The organism is Mesorhizobium sp. P2_F8 (assembly GCF_056403655.1).
On the sequence record NZ_JBFUFB010000003.1, the window covers coordinates 620,780 to 639,730 of the forward strand.

Annotated in this window: 16 protein-coding genes; 13 read left to right on the forward strand and 3 right to left on the reverse strand. The window is 63.7% G+C overall.

Annotated elements, in window-relative coordinates; genetic code table 11:
• Positions 1–145: 145 nt before the first annotated feature.
• The 11 genes from AC1DZP_RS10325 to AC1DZP_RS10375 all read left to right on the forward strand — a co-directional run bounded on the left by AC1DZP_RS10325 (position 146) and on the right by AC1DZP_RS10375 (position 13,574).
• On the forward strand, positions 146–1,072 hold the full coding sequence (locus tag AC1DZP_RS10325; protein WP_095086947.1) for a D-alanine--D-alanine ligase: 927 nt from the start codon (positions 146–148) through the stop codon (positions 1,070–1,072).
• Positions 1,060–2,001: a cell division protein FtsQ/DivIB gene (locus AC1DZP_RS10330; protein WP_477302041.1), complete on the forward strand. Its 942-nt coding sequence runs from the start codon at positions 1,060–1,062 to the stop codon at positions 1,999–2,001. Before AC1DZP_RS10325 ends, AC1DZP_RS10330 begins: the two co-directional genes overlap by 13 nt.
• Entirely contained in the window at positions 1,998–3,305 is a 1,308-nt protein-coding gene (gene ftsA, locus AC1DZP_RS10335; RefSeq protein WP_477302043.1) for a cell division protein FtsA, read from the forward strand. Before AC1DZP_RS10330 ends, ftsA begins: the two co-directional genes overlap by 4 nt.
• 66 nt (positions 3,306–3,371) lie before the next feature.
• On the forward strand, positions 3,372–5,039 hold the full coding sequence (gene ftsZ / locus AC1DZP_RS10340; RefSeq protein WP_477302045.1) for a cell division protein FtsZ: 1,668 nt from the start codon (positions 3,372–3,374) through the stop codon (positions 5,037–5,039).
• A 280-nt stretch (positions 5,040–5,319) separates the two neighbouring features.
• Positions 5,320–6,270, forward strand: a complete 951-nt coding sequence (gene lpxC, locus AC1DZP_RS10345) for a UDP-3-O-acyl-N-acetylglucosamine deacetylase (protein WP_477302047.1) — start codon at positions 5,320–5,322, stop codon at positions 6,268–6,270.
• 261 nt (positions 6,271–6,531) lie between these two features.
• On the forward strand, positions 6,532–7,404 hold the full coding sequence (locus AC1DZP_RS10350; protein ID WP_095086961.1) for an outer membrane protein assembly factor BamD: 873 nt from the start codon (positions 6,532–6,534) through the stop codon (positions 7,402–7,404).
• Between the two features lie 202 nt (positions 7,405–7,606).
• The gene (gene recN, locus AC1DZP_RS10355) at positions 7,607–9,280 is read left to right on the forward strand and encodes a DNA repair protein RecN (protein WP_477302049.1); all 1,674 of its coding nucleotides are present in this window, start codon (positions 7,607–7,609) and stop codon (positions 9,278–9,280) included.
• A 264-nt stretch (positions 9,281–9,544) separates the two neighbouring features.
• Entirely contained in the window at positions 9,545–11,749 is a 2,205-nt protein-coding gene (ligA, locus tag AC1DZP_RS10360; protein WP_477302051.1) for an NAD-dependent DNA ligase LigA, read from the forward strand.
• Positions 11,749–12,441: a DUF2461 domain-containing protein gene (locus AC1DZP_RS10365; RefSeq protein ID WP_477302225.1), complete on the forward strand. Its 693-nt coding sequence runs from the start codon at positions 11,749–11,751 to the stop codon at positions 12,439–12,441. Before ligA ends, AC1DZP_RS10365 begins: the two co-directional genes overlap by 1 nt.
• A gap of 111 nt (positions 12,442–12,552) precedes the next feature.
• Entirely contained in the window at positions 12,553–13,281 is a 729-nt protein-coding gene (locus AC1DZP_RS10370; protein ID WP_477302053.1) for an AzlC family ABC transporter permease, read from the forward strand.
• The gene (locus AC1DZP_RS10375) at positions 13,278–13,574 is read left to right on the forward strand and encodes an AzlD family protein (RefSeq protein WP_184874906.1); all 297 of its coding nucleotides are present in this window, start codon (positions 13,278–13,280) and stop codon (positions 13,572–13,574) included. The genes AC1DZP_RS10370 and AC1DZP_RS10375 overlap by 4 nt, the downstream gene beginning before the upstream one ends.
• Positions 13,575–13,807: 233 nt before the next feature.
• Here the strand turns inward: AC1DZP_RS10375 and AC1DZP_RS10380 are convergent, their stop codons facing one another.
• The 3 genes from AC1DZP_RS10380 to AC1DZP_RS10390 all read right to left on the reverse strand — a co-directional run bounded on the left by AC1DZP_RS10380 (position 13,808) and on the right by AC1DZP_RS10390 (position 17,329).
• Positions 13,808–15,652, reverse strand: coding sequence for an aminopeptidase P family protein (locus AC1DZP_RS10380; RefSeq protein ID WP_477302055.1), 1,845 nt, complete (start codon positions 15,650–15,652; stop codon positions 13,808–13,810).
• Positions 15,653–15,797: 145 nt separating this feature from the next.
• Entirely contained in the window at positions 15,798–16,670 is an 873-nt protein-coding gene (locus AC1DZP_RS10385) for a 50S ribosomal protein L11 methyltransferase (protein WP_477302057.1), read from the reverse strand.
• Positions 16,671–16,750: 80 nt separating this feature from the next.
• Positions 16,751–17,329, reverse strand: coding sequence for an SCO family protein (locus AC1DZP_RS10390; RefSeq protein WP_457151472.1), 579 nt, complete (start codon positions 17,327–17,329; stop codon positions 16,751–16,753).
• 188 nt (positions 17,330–17,517) lie between these two features.
• On the opposite strand from AC1DZP_RS10390, the gene AC1DZP_RS10395 reads away from it, so the two are divergent.
• Positions 17,518–18,021 (forward strand): CreA family protein, encoded by a 504-nt coding sequence (locus AC1DZP_RS10395; RefSeq protein ID WP_477302059.1) that lies wholly within the window; start codon positions 17,518–17,520, stop codon positions 18,019–18,021.
• A gap of 77 nt (positions 18,022–18,098) precedes the next feature.
• Positions 18,099–18,740 (forward strand): DapH/DapD/GlmU-related protein, encoded by a 642-nt coding sequence (locus AC1DZP_RS10400; RefSeq protein WP_477302061.1) that lies wholly within the window; start codon positions 18,099–18,101, stop codon positions 18,738–18,740.
• Positions 18,741–18,951: the final 211 nt, after the last annotated feature.

The following is an 18,951-nucleotide window of genomic DNA, read 5'->3' on the forward strand; positions in this document are numbered from 1 at the left end:
ATTCTCTGCTCCAAAGCGTTTCCTGATTTGAGTCGTTCGACGCGTTCAGCGTTTTCCGTCTGGGGGGGCAACCTGCCGGGAGACTCGGACTCAATGTTGCGGAAATCTTGGTTTTTGGTCCGCGGTGAGAGGGGATGACGGGGGAATGAAAAGCAAGCATGTGGCCGTCCTGCTGGGAGGTTTCTCGTCCGAGCGGCCCGTGTCCCTGTCCTCGGGAAAGGCTTGTGCCGATGAGCTCGAGAAGGAAGGCTACCAGGTCACGCGCGTCGATGTCGGACGCGATGTCGGCTCGGTGCTTGCCGAACTTCGGCCGGATGTCGCGTTCAATGCGCTGCATGGTCCGTTTGGCGAGGATGGTACCATCCAGGGTATCCTCGAATATCTCGGTGTCCCCTATACGCATTCCGGCGTGCTCGCTTCGGCGCTGGCCATGAACAAGGAGCAGGCCAAGCGGGTTGCCAGATCGGTCGGTGTCCCTGTCGCCGAATCGAAGGTCGCCAGCCGCTTCGCCATCCAGAACAAGCACCCGATGAAGCCGCCCTACGTGGTCAAGCCCGTCAATGAGGGGTCGAGCTTCGGCGTCGTTATCGTGCACGAGGGGCAGTCGCATCCGCCGCAGGTCATCGGCTCGTCCGAATGGAAGTATGGCGATACCGTCATGGTCGAACGCTACATCCATGGCCGCGAGCTGACCTGCGCCGTAATGGGCGATGTCGCTCTGGGGGTCTGCGAGATCATCCCGACCGGCCATTCCTTCTACGACTATGATTCAAAATATGTCGCGGGGGGGTCAAAACACGAATGCCCCGCAAAAGTTTCACCGAATATTTACCAAAAAATACAAACACTGGCGCTCAAGGCTCATCAAGCGATCGGCTGTCGGGGCGTTTCCCGGTCGGACTTCCGTTATGACGATCGGCATTCCGAAAACGGCGAGGTTGTCTGGCTCGAGGTCAACACCCAGCCGGGTATGACGCCGACGTCCTTGGTGCCTGAAATCGCCGCCCAGGCCGGGCATTCGTTTGGCGATTTGTTGAGTTGGATGGTGGAGGACGCTTCGTGTCTGCGTTGAAATGGGGACAAGGCAAGGGGAAGGGCGCGGCCGGGCCGGCGCTGTTCGGCCTGCCGTTGTCATCAGGCCATTTCGTGCTGCCGCGTGTGCTTCGCCGCCCGGTGCGCGTTCTTGCGCGCCTGGGCGTGGGTGAATTCCAGGCGCCGCGCTTCTCTGCGGCCATGATGTCTGCCGTGCTGCTTGTCTCGAGCAGTGCCTATGGCGCCTATCTCGGCGGCCATGTCGACGGCATCGTCCAAAGCGTCACTGCCCGCACCGGCTTTGCCGTCGATCAGGTCAAGGTGGTCGGCAATCGCCAGACCTCCGAGATCGACATTCTCGACAGACTTGAGCTCGACGGCTGGACCTCGCTGATCGGTTTCGATGCCGAGGCCGCGCGGGAGCGCATTGCTACCTTGCCCTGGATCGAGGTCGCCGCGGTGCGCAAGGTCTATCCGCACACGCTGGAAGTGCGCGTCGAGGAGCGCTTGCCCTTCGCTCTCTGGCAGCAGGGCGATGAGCTCTCTGTTATCGAGAAGAATGGCGCCGTGATTGCGCCGTTCTCCGGCGGGAAGCAGGTGCTTCTGCCTTTGCTGATCGGCGTCGGTGCGCCGGCCAAGGCGCCGGACTTCCTGGTCAAGGTCGAAAAATATCCTGAACTCGCGACCCGGATCAAAGGCTATGTCCGCGTTGGTGAGCGGCGCTGGGACCTGAAGTTGGACAACGGCATCACCGTCAAGCTTCCCGAGGATGGCGAGGATCAGGCGATCGCCGAACTTGTCAAGATGGACCAGGACAAGGGGCTGTTGTCGCGCGATATCGCCGCCATCGACATGCGCCTGACGGACAGGCTGGTCGTGCAGTTGACGCCCGAGGCGGCGACGCAGCGCGAAGCCGCCCTCAACGAAAAACCCAAAAGCCTGAAGCGCAAGCCGGAGACGAAGATATGAGCTGGCTTGGCGGTCATGGCGACGCCGCGTCGCGCCGGTCCGGCACCCTGACGGTGCTGGATGTCGGTTCGAGCAAGGTCTGCTGCATGGTGGCCAAGCTGAAGCCGAGCGAAGACGGCAAGCTGTTGCGCGGCCGCTCGCACCGGATCCAGGTGATCGGCATTGGCCATCAGAAGTCGCAAGGCGTGAAGTCGGGAGTCGTCGTCGACCTCGACCGCGCCGAGCATGCCATTCGTCTTTCCGTCGACGCGGCCGAGCGCATGGCTGGGCTGACGGTCGATTCGCTGATCGTCAACATGACCGCCGGCCGGCTGAAGAGCGAAGCCTTCTCGGCCACCATCAACCTTGGCGGCCACGAGGCCGACGAGGCCGATATCAAGCGCGTTCTCGGCGCCGGCGCCAAGCAGGCGCTGAAGGCCGAGCGCGAGGTGATCCATTCGCTCCCGGTCGGCTTTTCGCTCGATGCCGAGCGCGGCGTGCGCGATCCGCGCGGCATGGTCGGCGACGCACTTGGCGTCGACATGCATGTCTTGACCGGTGACGCCGCGCCGATGCGCAACCTGGAGCTTTCCATCAACCGGTCGCACCTGTCGGTCGAGCGCATGGTGGCGACGCCCTATGCCAGCGGGCTGGCCGCCCTGGTCGATGACGAACTGGAAATGGGCGCCGCCTGCATCGACATGGGCGGCGGCACGACGACAATCTCGGTGTTTTCGGACGGCAAGTTCGTCCATGGCGACGCCATCGCAATCGGCGGCAACCATGTCACGCTGGACATGGCCAAGGGCCTGTCGACCTCGCTCGACGCGGCCGAGCGGCTGAAGGTGATGCATGGCTCGGCATTGCCGGGCAGCGCCGACGACCGCGACCTGGTCTCGATCCAACCGATCGGCGACGATGGCGACGTGCCCCTGCAGATCCCGCGCTCGGTGATGACGCGCATCGTGCGCGCGCGCATCGACGAGACGCTCGAACTGCTGCGCGACCGGCTGAACAAGTCCGGCTACGGCAATGCGGTGGGCAAGCGCGTCGTCTTGACCGGCGGCGCCAGCCAGCTTGCCGGCCTGCCGGAGGCGGCGCGCCGGATCCTCGGACGCAATGTGCGCATCGGTCGCCCGCTTGGCGTGGCCGGCCTGCCGGAAGCGGCAAAGGGACCGGCCTTCTCGGCTGCGGTGGGGCTTCTGATCTATCCGCAGATGGCGAGCTTCGAGAGCCATCCGGCGAAAGGAATTTCCGGTCTCAGAATGACTGGAACGGGTGGAAAACTGCATCGCATGAGTCAGTGGTTGAGAGACAGTTTCTAATTGACGGGGACAGCCCCATAGGCGGCCGCGGCGGCGAAGCGGCGTGAAAGGCAAAGGACGGAGACAATGACGATCAATCTGCAGAAGCCGGACATCACCGAGCTTAAGCCGCGGATCACCGTGTTCGGTGTCGGCGGCGGCGGCGGCAATGCCGTCAACAACATGATCACCGCCGGTCTGCGCGGTGTCGAGTTCGTGGTGGCCAACACCGACGCTCAGGCGCTGACCATGTCGAAGGCCGATCGGCTGATCCAGCTCGGCGCGCATGTCACCGAAGGCCTTGGCGCCGGATCGCAGCCGGAAGTCGGCCGCGCGGCGGCGGAGGAATGCATCGACGAGATCATCGATCATCTGTCCAACACCCATATGTGCTTCGTCACCGCGGGCATGGGCGGCGGCACCGGCACGGGTGCGGCTCCAGTCGTGGCGCGTGCCGCACGCGAAAAGGGCATCCTCACCGTCGGCGTCGTCACCAAGCCGTTCCATTTCGAAGGCCAGCGCCGCATGAAGACCGCGGATTTTGGCATCGAAGAGCTGCAGAAATGCGTCGATACGCTGATCGTCATCCCCAACCAGAACCTGTTCCGGCTGGCCAATGACAAGACGACCTTCGCCGACGCCTTCGCCATGGCCGACCAGGTGCTCTATTCCGGTGTTGCCTGCATCACCGACCTGATGGTCAAGGAAGGCCTGATCAACCTCGACTTCGCCGACGTGCGTTCGGTCATGCGCGAGATGGGCAAGGCTATGATGGGCACCGGCGAGGCTTCGGGCGAGGGCCGTGCGATGGCCGCAGCCGAGGCTGCCATTGCCAACCCGCTGCTCGACGAGACCTCGATGAAGGGCGCCAAGGGCCTGCTGATCTCGATCACCGGCGGCCGCGACCTGACCCTGTTCGAGGTTGACGAAGCGGCGACCCGCATCCGCGAGGAAGTCGACCAGGATGCCAACATCATCCTAGGCGCCACCTTCGACGAAGAGCTCGAAGGGGTCATCCGCGTCTCGGTGGTTGCCACGGGTATCGACAAGTCGGCGGCGGAAATCGCCGCAGCGCCGATCTCGATCCGCACCGCTCCGCAGAAGCCGGTCCGCCCGGCCGTTGCCGCGGTGGAAAGCCGACCGGCGCCGGTCCAGCAGGCAGCTTACGAACCGCGCGCCGTCGACCCGGTCGCCGAAGCCATCCAGCTGGCGGAAGCAAATGCAGCGGCGATGGCGCAGGCTCGTCCGGCTCCCGTTGCCCATGCGGAGGATTTCCGCCCGCAGAGCAAGATCTTCCAGGCACCGCCAGCACAGCCGATGCCGCAGCCCGTGGCACACCCGGCCCCGCAGCCACGCGAAATGCTGCGTGAAGCGCCGCAACCGGTTGCCATGGCGCCGCAGCGGATGCCGCGCGTCGAGGACTTTCCGCCGGTCGTCAAGGCCGAGGTGGATGCCAAGAACCGCCCGGCCGACCACGAGAACAGCAGCGGACCGATGGGCCTGCTGAAGCGCCTGACGAACGGCCTGACCCGTCGCGAGGAAGAGCCTGCACGGCTGCAGCCGGCGCAGCCGCGCGAACCCAAGCTGCGCCAGGCAGCGCCTGAGGTGCGCCGTCTTGCCAGCCAGGATGCGCAGCTCTACGCACCGCGCCGCGGTCAGCTCGACGAGCAGGGCCGCCTGACGCCGCAGGTGAGGGCGACTCAGGACGATGATCAGCTGGAGATTCCGGCGTTCCTGCGCCGCCAGGCCAACTGATCGGTAAACGGGCTTTAAGAATTGTTAACAGGCAAGCAAGAAATTGCTTGCCTGTTAATGTTTAAAATCATGAGATTTCAATGGTTTATCAAGCTCAACTGGATCCGGCTCGCGGTTACAAAGAGTAAGAAACCGTGATTTGGAGTCTCCCACCCGCGACATTATCTTCCGGCCACCATAGTCGGTTTGTCAGGATTTCGGGGGAAGTCGCCCTGCCTGCCGATTTCAACAAGAGCCGCGCCCTCGGGCTGGAGAAGCGGACCTTAGGCATTACGGGCTTATGGGGATTGTCTTGCACGACTATCAGACGACAGTGAAGACGCGCGCGTCGCTTACCGGCACCGGCGTCCACAGCGGCAAGGAAGTTTCCATCAGCTTCGTGCCGGCAGATGCCGATACCGGCATCGTGTTCCAGCTTTTCAACGGCGCAGAGCAGGGCCGCGAGGTTCGCGCCCTGGTTTCCGAAGTCGGCGCCACAGACCTGTGCACCATGCTTGGTGATCCCGCTGGCGAGCACATCGCCACGGTAGAGCACATCATGGCGGCGCTGTTCGGGCTCGGCATCGACAATGTCGCCATCGAGATCGACGGGTCCGAGGTTCCCATCTTCGACGGCAGCGCCACGGCGTTCGTCGAAGCCATCGACCAGGCCGGCGTCGAGACGCTGTCGGTCAAGCGGCGCTATATTCGAGTCATCAAGCCGGTCCGCATCGAGAACGGTGCCTCGTGGGCAGAGTTCAAGCCTTACGACGGCACCCGTTTCGAGATCGAGATCGACTTCGAAAGCCCGGCGATCGGCCGTCAGCTGTTCGCGTCCGACCTCAACGCCGATATTTTCCGGCGCGACCTCGCACGCGCCCGCACCTTCGGCTTCATGAAGGATGTCGAGCGGCTGTGGGCCGCCGGCTATGCGCTCGGCTCCTCGCTGGAGAATTCGCTGGTGATCGGTGACGACAACCGCGTCATCAACATGGGTGGCCTGCGTTATCCCAACGAATTCGTCCGCCACAAGACCCTTGACGCCATGGGCGACCTGGCGCTGGCCGGCGCCCGTTTCATCGGCTGCTTCCGCTCCTATCGCGGCGGCCACAGGATGAATGCCGCCGCGCTGCGCCGCCTGCTGTCGGATCGCACGGCATTCGAGATCGTCGAGACGACTCGCCGCGAGCGCGGCCGCAGCGCCGAGATGAATGCCGTCAACGCGCCGCTCTACGCGCCTTGGATGATCTGATTTACTTAACTTTTTTCGGATTCCTGGCAGATAGAGGTGTTGCACAAATGCACCACCTGTTGGTGAAATTGCACTGATTTTCAAGCAGGGTCCGGCTGCCACAAAAATGTGCGATTGGCCGGCGATAGCGTTGCCGGGCAAGGCGGTTATGGTTTATGGCTCTGCCGTCGATTAGGGCATGTCGCTCAAAAGTGGGGATCAAGTTTGGGACCACGGCATGCAACACGCATTGAAATAACGCCGAAAGGGCGGAATCCAATCATGTTCTTCAAGCGAGTTGGTCAATCGAAAGCGCCGCAGCGGGCTGTTTTCCTGGCGCTTTCGGTGGTTGTTCCATCGCTCTTCCTGTCGGCCTGCATGTCGTCGGAGAAAGATATCGACCTGTCGACCTATGTCGACCAGACCGAGCCGGCCGATGTTCTCTACAATCAAGGCCTTGCCAATCTGAATGCCGGACGCCTGCAGGAGGCGAGCCGCAAATTCGATGCCGTCGACCGCCAGCATCCCTATTCGGAATTCGCCCGCAAATCGATGGTGATGGGCGCTTTCGCCGACTATCGCCAGGGCAACTACGACGAGGCGATCGGCTCGGCCAAACGCTACCTCACGCTCTATCCGTCGACTGACGACGCCGCTTACGCGCAGTACATCATCGGCTTGAGCTACTACCGCCAGATCAAGGACGTGACGCAGGACCAGAAGGAAGCGCGCCAGACCCTTCAGACGATGCAGGACTTGGTGACGCGTTGGCCGACATCGGAATATGTCGATGACGCCAAGGAAAAGATGCGCTTCGCCAACGACCAGCTGGCCGGCAAGGAAATGCAGATCGGCCGCTATTATCTCGAGCGCCGCGAATACATCGCCGCCGTCAAGCGCTTCCGCACCGTGGTGGAGAACTATTCCAACACACGCCATGTCGAGGAAGCGCTCGCCCGCCTGACCGAAAGCTACTACGCGATGGGCCTGACCTCGGAGGCACAGACCGCCGCCGCGGTGCTCGGCACCAACTACCCCGACAGTTCGTGGTACAAGGATTCTTACAAGCTGCTGCAGAGCAATGGGCTTGCGCCGCGCGAGAATGCCGGCTCATGGATATCCAAGGCCGGGAAGATGATCACCGGCGGCGCCTGACCCCAGAGCATTGGACCGAAGCGTACACAACGCTTTTTCGGATTGATCCGGTGCCCAAACAAAAAGATAGTGCGGCGCTGCGACTCCAGATGGTCGCGTGCCGCTCTAAAGCGCATCGCGCTTTAGGTCTTTTGTCTTTGTGCATGTCGTTATCCCAAAACCGGGTCCACTTTTGGGCGACATGCAATAGGTCCGGGTTCTGATGCTTTCCAGACTGTCGATCCGCGATATCGTCCTGATCGAGAAGCTGGATATCGACTTCCAGCCAGGTCTTTCCGTGCTGACCGGCGAAACCGGCGCCGGCAAATCCATCCTGCTCGATGCCCTGTCGCTGGCGCTCGGCGCGCGCGGCGACGCGTCGCTGGTGCGCCATGGCGCGGCGCAGGGCCAGGTGATCGCCGTCTTCGACGTGCCGCGCAACCATCCAGCCCGCACACTGCTTGCCGAAAACGCCATCGACGATGACGGGGATATCATCCTGCGCCGCCTCCAGACGGCGGATGGCCGCACCCGCGTCTTCGTCAACGACCAGCCTTCGAGCGTCACGCTGATGCGCGATGTCGGCCGCGCGCTGGTCGAGATCCACGGCCAGCACGACGAACGCGCTCTGGTCGATCCCGGCGCACACCGCGATGTGCTTGACGCTTTCAGCGGCCATCTCGGCGCTGTCCGCTCGACCGGCGAGGCGTGGCGGCACTGGCGCGCCTGCGAGCACGAGCTGTCGCGTCACAGCGCCAAGGTGGCGGCGGCCGCGCGCGAGGCCGACTATCTGCGTGCGGCGGTGGCGGAACTGACGAAGCTCGATCCGCAGCCGGGCGAGGAGACCGATCTCGCAGAGCTGCGCGCTTCGATGATGCGGGCGGAAAAGATCGCTTCCGAAATCCATGACGCGCAAGATGTGCTGTCCGGTCCGTCCTCGCCCTTGCCGCAACTGGCGAGCCTGCTCAGACGGCTGCAGCGCAAGGTGACGGAAGCGCCGGGCCTGCTCGATGACGTGGTCAAGTCGCTCGACGAGGCAATGCTGTCGCTCGACGCCGCGCAATCGGGCGTCGAGGCCGCGCTGCGCGCCACCGAATATGATCCACAGCGGCTCGAGAAGGCCGAGGAGCGGTTGTTTTCGCTGCGCGCCGCTTCGCGCAAGCACACTGTCGCCGTCGACGACCTGGCGCAATTGCGCGACACGATGTCGGCCGATCTCGCCGATCTCGATGCCGGCGAGGAACGCTTGCATGGGCTCGAAAAGCAGGCGGCCGCGGCGCGCGAGACCTATGACATTGCCGCCGCACAGTTGTCCTCGCTGCGTCATGCGGCAGCAGTCGGCCTGACCAAGGCGGTCATGGCCGAATTGCCGGCACTGAAGCTCGAACGCGCCGCCTTCATCGTCGAGATGAAGAGCGAGGCCGAGAGCCGCATGGAAGAAGGCATCGACCAGATCGAATTCTGGGTGCGCACCAATCCAGGCACACGGCCCGGGCCGATGATGAAGGTCGCTTCCGGCGGCGAGCTTTCTCGCTTCCTGTTGGCGCTCAAGGTGGCGCTGGCCGACCGTGGCTCGGCGCCGACGCTGGTTTTTGATGAAATCGACACCGGCGTGGGTGGCGCTGTGGCGGATGCCATCGGCCAGCGGCTGGCGCGGCTGTCGAAGCGCGTTCAGGTGCTGTCGGTCACGCATGCGCCGCAGGTCGCGGCGCGCGCCGCGACGCATTTCCTGATCTCCAAATCGGGCAGCACCGACCGGGTCGCGACCGGCATTGCCGAGATGGACCGGCCGGCGCGGCAGGAAGAGATCGCGCGCATGCTGGCCGGCGCCACCATCACCGACGAGGCGCGCGCTGCCGCCGAGCGGCTGCTGCGCGAGAACACCGCCGCGTCCTGACGATGCACGGTTCGCCAGGCTGGCAAAAATCCCGGCTTCGCAACAGAGTCAGCTTGTGGCGCCATCCCGCTGTTTCGGCGCGGTTTTATTAGAATTTTGCTCCCTTGAATCCGAAAGCTGATCTATGGTCGCGGACCGCCAAAGCGCGTCGCGCCGAATCGGATTTGCGCGACGTGTTCTGGGTCTTTGTTGCTATGTGTGTCGTTGTCCCAAAACCGCTGCGCACTTTTGGGCGGCATACATTGATGAGCCGGGTCTGAAACCATGTCTGAAAAACCAGTCGATGCCCTGACAGACAGCGAAGCCGAAGCCGAGCTGAGGCGCCTGGCGGAAGAGATCGCCGAGCACGACCGGCGCTACCATACCGAGGACGCGCCGGTAATCTCCGATGCGGAATATGATGCGCTGACACGGCGCAACCTTGCCATCGAGCAGCGCTTTCCAGCGCTGGTGCGCGAGGATTCACCGTCGCGCAGGGTCGGTGCGGCGCCGGCGGAAGGCTTCGCCAAGGTGCGCCATGCGGTGCCCATGCTCAGCCTCGCCAAGGCCTATACCGACGAGGATGTCGCCGACTTCATCGAACGCGGCCGGCGGTTCTTCGATCGCGACAAGGATCTCGACATCGCCTTCACGGCCGAGCCGAAGATCGACGGTTTGTCGGCTTCGCTGCGCTATGAAAGCGGCGTGTTCGTGCAGGGCGCAACGCGTGGCGACGGTGCCGTCGGCGAGGACATCACCGCCAATCTCAGGACGATCGCCGACATCCCCGCGAAGCTGAAGGGTTCGGGCTGGCCCGAAATCATCGAGATACGCGGCGAGGTCTATATGACCTACGCGGAATTCGAGGCGCTGAAGCAACGCTCGGCGGCGGTTGGCGGACAGGACTACGTCAATCCTCGCAACACGGCGGCCGGTTCCCTGCGCCAGAAGGATCCATCTGTCACCGCCAGCCGAAACCTCAAATTCTTCGCCTATGCCTGGGGCTATACGTCTGAGGATCCCGCTTCGACCCAGTACGGCGCCGTGCAGAAGTTCAAAGATTGGGGTTTCGCAATCAGTCCGCTGATGGTGCGGGCGAAGTCGGCCGATGAGCTGATCGCGCATTATCATCGGATCGAGGAGCAGCGCTCCTCGTTGGGCTACGACATTGACGGCGTCGTCTACAAGGTCGACCAGTTGGAGTTGCAGCGCAGATGGGGTTTCGTCACTGGCGAGCCGCGCTGGGCCGTTGCGCATAAATTCCCCGCCGAACAGGCGATGACGACCGTGCAGAAGATCGACATCCAGGTCGGCCGCACCGGCACGCTGGCGCCGGTTGCGCGGCTGGCGCCGGTCACGGTCGGCGGCGTCGTGGTCGAAAACGTCACGCTGCACAATGAGGACTACATCAAGGGCCTGGACAGCACGGGCCAGCCGATAAGGGACGGCATCGACGTGCGCATCGGCGATACGGTGGTGATCCAGCGGGCAGGGGATGTCATTCCACAGATCGTCAGCGTCGTCATCGACAAGCGTCCGCCCGACGCCGTGCCATACCAATTCCCGCACACCTGTCCGATCTGCGGCTCGCCCGCGACGCGCGAAATCAACGAGAAGACAGGCAAGGAAGATTCCCGCCGCCGTTGCACCGGCGAACTGATCTGCCCCGCGCAGGCCGTGGAAGGATTGCGGCACTTCGTGTCACGCGGTGCCTTGGACATCGAAGGCCTGGGCGCCGAGAACATAGACACTTTCTTCAATGCGGGATTGATCAAGACAGCCGCCGATATCTTCACGCTCAGGGATCGCCGTCCGGCCGTCACCAAGGCGTTGGCCGAGCGGCGTGAGGAGCAGGCCAGGCAGCGAGAGGCGGCATCGGGCAAGACGCGCAAGAATGTGCGCAGCGTCGAGGATCGCAATTACGAAGGCCTCGACAAACTGTTTGCTGCCATCGACTCGCGCCGCGAACCGGAACTGGACCGCTTCATCTTCGCGCTCGGCATCCGCCATATCGGCGAAACCACGGCCGCAGTGCTTGCCAAAACCTTCTCGACTATCGAGGAACTGATCCGCGTCGGCAAGGAGACAGCGGCGGCCGACGATCCGCACAGCGTTTTCCCATCGGTCAACGGCATCGGCGACACGGTCATCGATGCACTTCGCGATTTTTTTGGCAATGAGCGCAACGACGACGTGCTGGACGCACTGCTCAAACAGGTCAAGCCGAAGCCGTATATCGTGACCATCTCGGCCGACAGCGCGGTGGCCGGCAAGACGATCGTGTTCACAGGCACGCTGGAAAAGATGACCCGCCCCGAAGCCAAGGCAATGGCCGAACGCCTCGGCGCGAAGGTTGCGGGTTCTGTTTCGGCGAAGACGGATCTGGTGGTCGCCGGGCCGGGCGCCGGCTCCAAGCTCAAGCTTGCCAGCGAGCTCGGCGTCGAAGTGATCGACGAGGACGCCTGGCTGGTGCGGATCGGCAAGGCGTGATGGAAGGTGCATTCAAGGGTTTCGGGCCGAAGGCCATTCCGTTCCTGAAGGCACTGGATTTCCATCAGAGCCGGGAGTGGTTCCTGGAAAACCGCGACCTGTTCGAGAAGGAGTTGCGCGACCCCTTCGGCGATCTGGTCGAAACGCTCACGGAGCGTTTCACGCAAGCTGGGCTCGGCCTGCGCGGCGATCGCAAGAAGTCGCTGTTCCGTATCAACCGCGACGTGCGCTTCGCCAAGGACAAGCGGCCTTACAACCGGCACCTGTCGGCGATCCTGTCGCCCGATGGCACCAAGATGGCGCACGGCGTGTTCTACGTTCATGTCGGGCTTGAGGGTTGCTTTGCCGACGTTGCCTGGTGGCAGCCGGAGCCGGAACTGCTGCTGGCTATGCGCAAAGCCATCGCGACGCAGCCTGACAAGTTCCGCGCCATGGTAAAGGCGCTGAAGAAGAACGGCCTTGAGCTTGAGACGGAAGGCCGCATGAAGCGTACGCCACGCAGTTTCGAGCAGATCAGCGAACCCGATCTGGTCGAGGCCATTCGCAACCGGCATTTTGTCGTCCAGCACGTTATCGACCCGGCGGGGATCCATACGGCGGCGCTGGTCGACGAACTCATCGATTTCACCTTGCGCGCCAGGCCGCTTCTCGACTGGGGCAGGGCGATCGAGGGCAAAGCCCTCGCCGCCTAGCCTTCGACAAGCATCACGACGATCATTTCCGCTGATCATTTGGCTCAAGCAAATTCGTGTGACAGACCGGGCTGCGCCACCTACATACCGCCCTTCGCAAGGGAGTGATTGATGGCGACGGACGCAATCTCCGAGAGTGGCGCAAGGAGCGATTTCTGGCAGGGCGTGCGGCTCTCGATGCCTGTCGTCGTGGCGTCGGCGCCGTTCGCGGTGCTGTTCGGGGCGCTTGCCGTCGACAATGGCTTGTCGGTCCTCGAGGCCTTCCTGATGAGCGCGCTGGTCTATGGCGGCGCCAGCCAGATGGTCGGCATCCAGCTGTTCGGCCAACACGTGGCGCCGTGGCTGATCGTGCTGTCGATCTTCGCCGTCAACTTCCGCCATGTGCTCTATTCCGCCGGCATCGGCCGGCGCATCGCGCACTGGCCTGTCATCAGCCAGGCGCTCGGCTATTTCATCCTCACCGATCCGCAGTTCGCGGTGGCCGAGGCGAGGGCGCAATCCGGCCAGACGGTCGGCTTCGCCTGGTATCTCGGGCTCGGTCTTCCGGTCTATGTGTTCTGGGTGATCGAAAGTGCGCTTGGCGCGGTGTTTGGCAAGCTGATCCCCGACACGCATGCGCTGGGCATCGATTTCCTGCTGCCGATCTATTTTCTCGGTCTTGTCCTGGGTTTTCGCCAGCGGCCGCTGTGGCTGCCGGTGGTCATTGCCAGCACCGCTGCCTCGATCATCGCCTACAAGACCGTCGGCTCGCCCTGGCACGTCTCGATCGGCGCGGTTGCCGGCGTGCTGCTCGCCGTCATCCTGCCACCTCATCACAGCGGCGTGAAGGCACGGCCATGAGCACGACATTCTGGATCATCATCGCTGGTGCGATCGCGACCTACCTGACGCGCATCGGCGGGCATCTGGTCATCTCCCGTTTCGAGAACATCCATCCGCGCGTCGAGGCCGGCCTCAATGCCGTGCCGGCGGCGGTGCTGACGACCCTGGTCGCGCCGGAGCTGTTGAACGCGGGACCGGCGGAATGGGCAGCACTGGTTGTCACCGCCGTGGTTTCGCTGCGCGGCGGGCTGATGTCGATGTTTCTCGCCGGCGCGGCGGTGCTGATACTGGCGCGGCAGTTCGTCGGGTAGGAATTCTGCCGCGCGGTCCTTTTCGTACGGTTGGCGCCGCCCCTCATTGCCCTGCCGGGCAATTCTCCCCGTATAGAGACGGGGAGAAAGACGCTGCCATCGAGGGTTTCGCCAATCGCCAGCGTTGCAGAAAAGGGCGCCGAGGTCGCAACGGCCCCTTCTCCCCGTCACTATACGGGAAGAAGATGCCGGCAGGCAGATGAGGGGTGGCGCCAGCTTTCCAAGACCAGTCCCTAAATCTTCGCATCGTGCGGCAGCGGCGCGGTGGCCTTTTCCAGCCAGGCCAACGTTTCGCCGTCTAGCATCGGTCCGATCTCAGCCAGCACGCGGGCATGGTAGGCGTCGAGCCAGTGCAGCTCGTCGCGCGTCAGCAGATCGGTGCGCACCAGGCGGATGTCGATCGGCGCCAGCGTCAGCGTCTCGAAGCCGTGCATGGCGATGTCGCCGCCCTCGACCTGTTCCGCCGGCGTCACCAGGATCAGGTTCTCGATGCGGATGCCGTAGGAGCCTTCCTTGTAGTAGCCGGGCTCGTTGGACAGCATCATGCCTTCGAGCAGCTTTTCGGTGCCGGTGCGGGCAATGCGCTGAGGCCCCTCATGCACGGCCAGGTACGAGCCGACGCCGTGGCCGGTGCCGTGGGCGAAGTCGCAGCCGTGCTTCCACAGCGCCATGCGGGCGACGGCGTCGATTTCCGAGCCGCGCGTGCCGGCGGGGAAACGCAGCGTCGAAATGCCGATCATGCCTTTCAGCACCAGCGTGAATCGTTCGCGCATTTCCTCGGTCGGCTGGCCGATCGGCACCGTGCGGGTGATGTCGGTGGTGCCGTCCTGATACTGGCCGCCGGAATCGAGCAGGAACAACTCGCCGGCCTGCAGCTTGCGGCTGGTGGCGCGCGACACGCGGTAATGCATGATGGCGCCGTTCGGGCCGGCGCCGGAAATGGTGTCGAAAGAGATGTCGCGCAGTGGCATCTGGGTTTCCTCGCCGGTCTGCCGGCGCGTCTCTTCCAGCCTGGTCACCACGGCGATCTCGTCGAGCGAGCCGGGTTTCTGGCGCTCCAGCCAGCACAAAAGCTTCGCTACTGCAGCGCCATCGCGCCGATGCGCGGCGCGGGAACCGTTGATCTCGGCCTGGTTCTTGGTGGCGCGCGGAATGCGGGCGGGGTCGGCTGCGGCAACCACCGTGCCGCCATTGTCTTCGACCAGCATGCGCAGCCTGTCGGCCGCCAGCACCGGGTCGAGCGCGATCTTCGCGCCACCCTTGGCAAGGGCCACGATCGCCGCTTCGAATTCGCCGGGCTCATGCGGCTCGGCGAGCTGCGTGAGATAGGCCTCGACCTGGCGCGAGAATTTGCGCCCGTCCATGAACAGCTGATGCGATCCGTCGGCTGCGAGGATGGCGAAGCCGAGCGCCAGCGGTGTATGCGGCACGTCACCGCCACGGATGTTGAAGGCCCAGGCGATGGAGGAGGGGTCGGTCAGCACCGCATGGGTGGCGCCGTCCTTGGCGATCGCCGTTGCCAACCGCGCCAGCTTGTCCTTGGCGAGTTCGCCGGCAAAGCCGATCGGGTGGAGCTCGACCGGCGCCACCGGCGCCTCGGGCTGGTCCTTCCAGATGATGTCGATCGGGTTCTTGTCGAGCGGCACCAGCACAGCGCCGGTCTTGTCGGCCGAGGCCTGCAGTGCCTTGACCTCACTGATGGTGTGCAGCCACGGGTCAAATCCGAGCCGTGCGCCCTTGCCCAGATTGTCCCTGAGCCAGGCGGCTGGCGGGTTGTCGACCAGGCTTTCGATCGAAAAGATGTTGAGATCGACCTCGTGGCGCACCTGCAGGGTGTAGCGCCCGTCGACAAAGGCGAAGGCGCGGTCGCGCAGCACGATGGCGACACCGGCCGAGCCACTGAAACCGGTCAGCCATTTCAGCCGCGCCGAGCGATCGGCGACATACTCGCCCTGATGTTCGTCGGCGCGCGGCACGATGAAGCCGTCCAGCCCGTTGGCGGCTAGCCACTGGCGCAGCAGTGCGACGCGCGGCTTGCCGACTGCGGCATCGCCCGCGGAATCGAAGGTCTGGAACATCGTGGCCTCCCTGAATTCCGCGCGACCGTAGCGCACGGGCTTGAAAATCGGAATCGATTTCCGGCTGGCGCAACCTGCTACAGCATCGCTTGACTGACAACCGGCCGGGCTTGGTCCAAGCTGGGTCGTTGCCGGCGTGTCGGCCTCAATGCTTGAGGTGGATCGTCACCCAGCCCTCGCGGTGCAAGGTGCGCACGTGGCGGAAGTTCTGGCCGACATAGGCCGAGACGACGGCGTCGCGCTGGCGCTCGAGGATGCCTGACAGCACGACCGAGCCGCCCAACGCGATGTGATCGGCCATTTGCGGTGCAAGCCGCATCAGCGGCCGCGCCAATATGTTGGCGACGATGAGATCAAAGGGCGCGCGCTTGCCAAAGATCGGATGGTGAAAGCCCGGCGCGGTCACCGTCTCCACCAGCGCCTTGACGTGGTTGAGCCGCGCATTGGCGGCGGCCACTCTGACCGCCACCGGGTCGATGTCGGTGGCCAGCACCGGAATGTGCGCCAGCTTGGCGACGGCGATGGCCAGCACCGCGCTGCCGGTGCCGAGGTCGAGCGCTTTGCGCGGGCGCTCACGGCGCATGACCTTTTCCAGCATTTCGAGGCAGCCGGCGGTGGTACCGTGGTGGCCGGTGCCGAAGGCAAGGCCCGCCTCGATCTCGATGGCGAGTTCGCCGCTGTGGCGCTTCCTGCGGTCATGTGCGCCGTGGACGAAGAAACGGCCGGCGCGCACCGGCTTCAAGCCTTCCAGCGAGCGCGCCACCCAGTCGATGTCGGGCAGGGCCTCGCGGCCGATCGGCTTAGCAATGGAAAGGCCGGCAAGGATGTCCTTGGCCCGCGCCTCGACGGCATCGACGTCGCCATCGGCATAGAGCGACACTTCGTAGATGTCGCGATCCTCGTCGACCTCCAGCACGGCGATCGGCAGGCCTTCATCCTCGAAGGCCGCCTCGAAAGCCGCGAAAATGCTGATGGATTCGAGCTTTCCGGTAATGAAATGAAGCCGCGTCTGGGTCATCGATTATGTGTCTTGCTCGAGCATGATCTTGTCCGAAAACCGGTTCCCACTTTTCGCTGACGCGGTCCTTCGGTTCGGGATCATGCGCCCTCGGCCAGTCGCTTCAACTTGGCGACGGCCGTGTCAGCGCTTTCGCCATAGGCGATGGTGCCGGCAAAGTCGCCCTTGGCGTTGAGCAGCAGCACCGAGGCGGTATGGTCCATCGTATAGTCGCCGTCGCCGGTGTCGACTTTCTTCCAGTAGATGCCGAACGATTTGGCCATGGCATGGACCTTGTCCGGATCCCCGGTGATGCCGACGATGCGGTCGGAGAAATTGCTGACATAGGCGTTCATCACATCGGGCGTGTCGCGCTCCGGATCGACCGAGACGAAATAGGCATGCAGGTTCTTGCCGTCGTCGCCGAGCGTCTTCAGCCAGCCCGCCAGTTCGAACAGCGTGGTCGGGCAGACTTCGGGGCAATGGGTGAAGCCGAAGAAGACGACGCTGGGCTGGCCCCTGAACGCGGCCTCGGTGATCGGCGCGCCTTTCTGGTCGACCAGCGTGAAGGCGGCGCCGAAGGGCTCGCCGCCATAGTGGCCGCGGTACCAGTCAAAGGTCAGCCAGCCGATGCCGGCCGCCATCAGGACGAGAATGCCGACCAGAATAGAACGCATCATCAGTAAGGTCCGTCCGCAGAATCATCGGGGCGCCGGCCCAAGGCCGCGCCAGCACGACAGTCTTAACGGTTCGACCCCGTCCAGGCAAAGTGCCGCGTTGCCGCAACCGCAGTGGTGTTGACGTATATGCTTGCAAAGCGGGGTTGGTCGCCCCACCTGTGACCGGCAACTCGAAGCAGGAGGCTCCCTTGCAAGCACGGATTGGCCGGAAACTGATCGGCGGCGCGTTGGCCGCGTGCGTTGTCCTTGGCGCTGGCACGGCCGTGGCCGAGGAAGTCGGCAAGGTCGGTGTCGACTGGCTGGGCAACGACATCATCGTCGAGGCGATCAAGGATCCGAAGGTGGAGGGCGTCACCTGTCACGTCGCCTATTTCGATCGCGGCATCATCGACCGCCTGCATAAGGGCAACTGGTTCGAGGATCCGTCCGACTCCTCGATCTCCTGCCGCCAGACCGGCCCAATCACCATCGGCGACATCGATATGAGCGAAGGCGGCGAAGAAGTGTTCAAGCAAGGCATCAGCCTGATCTGGAAGAAGCAGGTGGTGAACCGCATCTACGACAAGGCCAACGAGACGCTGATCTACCTGTCGCATTCACGCCAGGTGCAGAACGGCTCGGCCAAGATGTCGGTCACCACCGTGCCGCTCTACGGCCAGAACGTGGTGTGGACCAGCGGCAAGCCGAAATAGGTGGGTCGGCTGGAACCGAGCTTACGGACGGTTGGTCCCGCTTGCGGGACCAACCGCCTAGGGGTAAAGCCGCCCGCATGGACCGTTCCGAAAATCTCGTCCCGAAGGATTCCGAGCCGCGCATCCATCCCACCGCGGAGCTGAAGGCCTGCAAGCTCGGCCGTTATGCCTCGATCGGCGAGCGGGTGGTGCTCCGAGAAGTGACCGTCGGTGACTTCTCCTATTTCGAGCGCCACGCCGAAGCGATCTACACGACGATCGGCAAATTCTGTTCGATCGCTTCAAACAGCCGCATCAACGCGCTGGAGCACCCCATCGAGCGGCTGACCCAGCACAAGGTCAGTTACCGGCCGAACGAGTATTTTCGCTGGCTGGGCGTCGACGCCGCATTCCGCGAGCGGCGGCAGGCGAAAGCAGTGACCATCGGCCATGATGTCTGGATCGGCCATGGCGCGGTGATCATGCCCGGGGTCACCATCGGCAATGGCGCCGTCATCGGCGCCAATGCGGTGGTGACGCATGACGTACCGTCCTACGCCATCGTCGCCGGGGTGCCGGCCAGACCGCTCAGATCACGCTTCCCGGCCACTGTCGCGGCTCGGATCGAAGCGCTCGCGTGGTGGGACTGGCCGGTCGAAAAGCTCGCCAGGGCAGTTCCCGACATGCAGGCATCGCCGATCGAGGCGTTCCTCGACCGCTGGGAAAACGACGCCATCTGACCGGGCTGAAACCCCTTCCGCCATGCGGGGGTGGCGCGGCGAAAGGGGCTGGAGATAACCCGCTGGGTAGCGGAAGGAACAAGCACTCTTGCCTGTGCCGCTATTGTGGCATTGAAGCCATAAGGCGTGTTTTCCGCCTTGTTCTCTTTATGCGTGTATCCAATTGCACCGGATGTATTTTGTTTGCGGCCGGAACCTGAAACGGTCGCTG

Coding starts and splice junctions, on each gene's coding strand:
- AC1DZP_RS10325 (WP_095086947.1), top strand. CDS start 146: ATGAAAAGCAAGCATGTGGCCGTCCTGCTGGGAGGTTTCTCGTCCGAG.
- ftsA (WP_477302043.1), top strand. CDS start 1,998: ATGAGCTGGCTTGGCGGTCATGGCGACGCCGCGTCGCGCCGGTCCGGC.
- ftsZ (WP_477302045.1), top strand. CDS start 3,372: ATGACGATCAATCTGCAGAAGCCGGACATCACCGAGCTTAAGCCGCGG.
- lpxC (WP_477302047.1), top strand. CDS start 5,320: ATGGGGATTGTCTTGCACGACTATCAGACGACAGTGAAGACGCGCGCG.
- AC1DZP_RS10350 (WP_095086961.1), top strand. CDS start 6,532: ATGTTCTTCAAGCGAGTTGGTCAATCGAAAGCGCCGCAGCGGGCTGTT.
- recN (WP_477302049.1), top strand. CDS start 7,607: ATGCTTTCCAGACTGTCGATCCGCGATATCGTCCTGATCGAGAAGCTG.
- ligA (WP_477302051.1), top strand. CDS start 9,545: ATGTCTGAAAAACCAGTCGATGCCCTGACAGACAGCGAAGCCGAAGCC.
- AC1DZP_RS10365 (WP_477302225.1), top strand. CDS start 11,749: ATGGAAGGTGCATTCAAGGGTTTCGGGCCGAAGGCCATTCCGTTCCTG.
- AC1DZP_RS10370 (WP_477302053.1), top strand. CDS start 12,553: ATGGCGACGGACGCAATCTCCGAGAGTGGCGCAAGGAGCGATTTCTGG.
- AC1DZP_RS10375 (WP_184874906.1), top strand. CDS start 13,278: ATGAGCACGACATTCTGGATCATCATCGCTGGTGCGATCGCGACCTAC.
- AC1DZP_RS10380 (WP_477302055.1), bottom strand. CDS start 15,652: ATGTTCCAGACCTTCGATTCCGCGGGCGATGCCGCAGTCGGCAAGCCG.
- AC1DZP_RS10385 (WP_477302057.1), bottom strand. CDS start 16,670: ATGACCCAGACGCGGCTTCATTTCATTACCGGAAAGCTCGAATCCATC.
- AC1DZP_RS10390 (WP_457151472.1), bottom strand. CDS start 17,329: ATGATGCGTTCTATTCTGGTCGGCATTCTCGTCCTGATGGCGGCCGGC.
- AC1DZP_RS10400 (WP_477302061.1), top strand. CDS start 18,099: ATGGACCGTTCCGAAAATCTCGTCCCGAAGGATTCCGAGCCGCGCATC.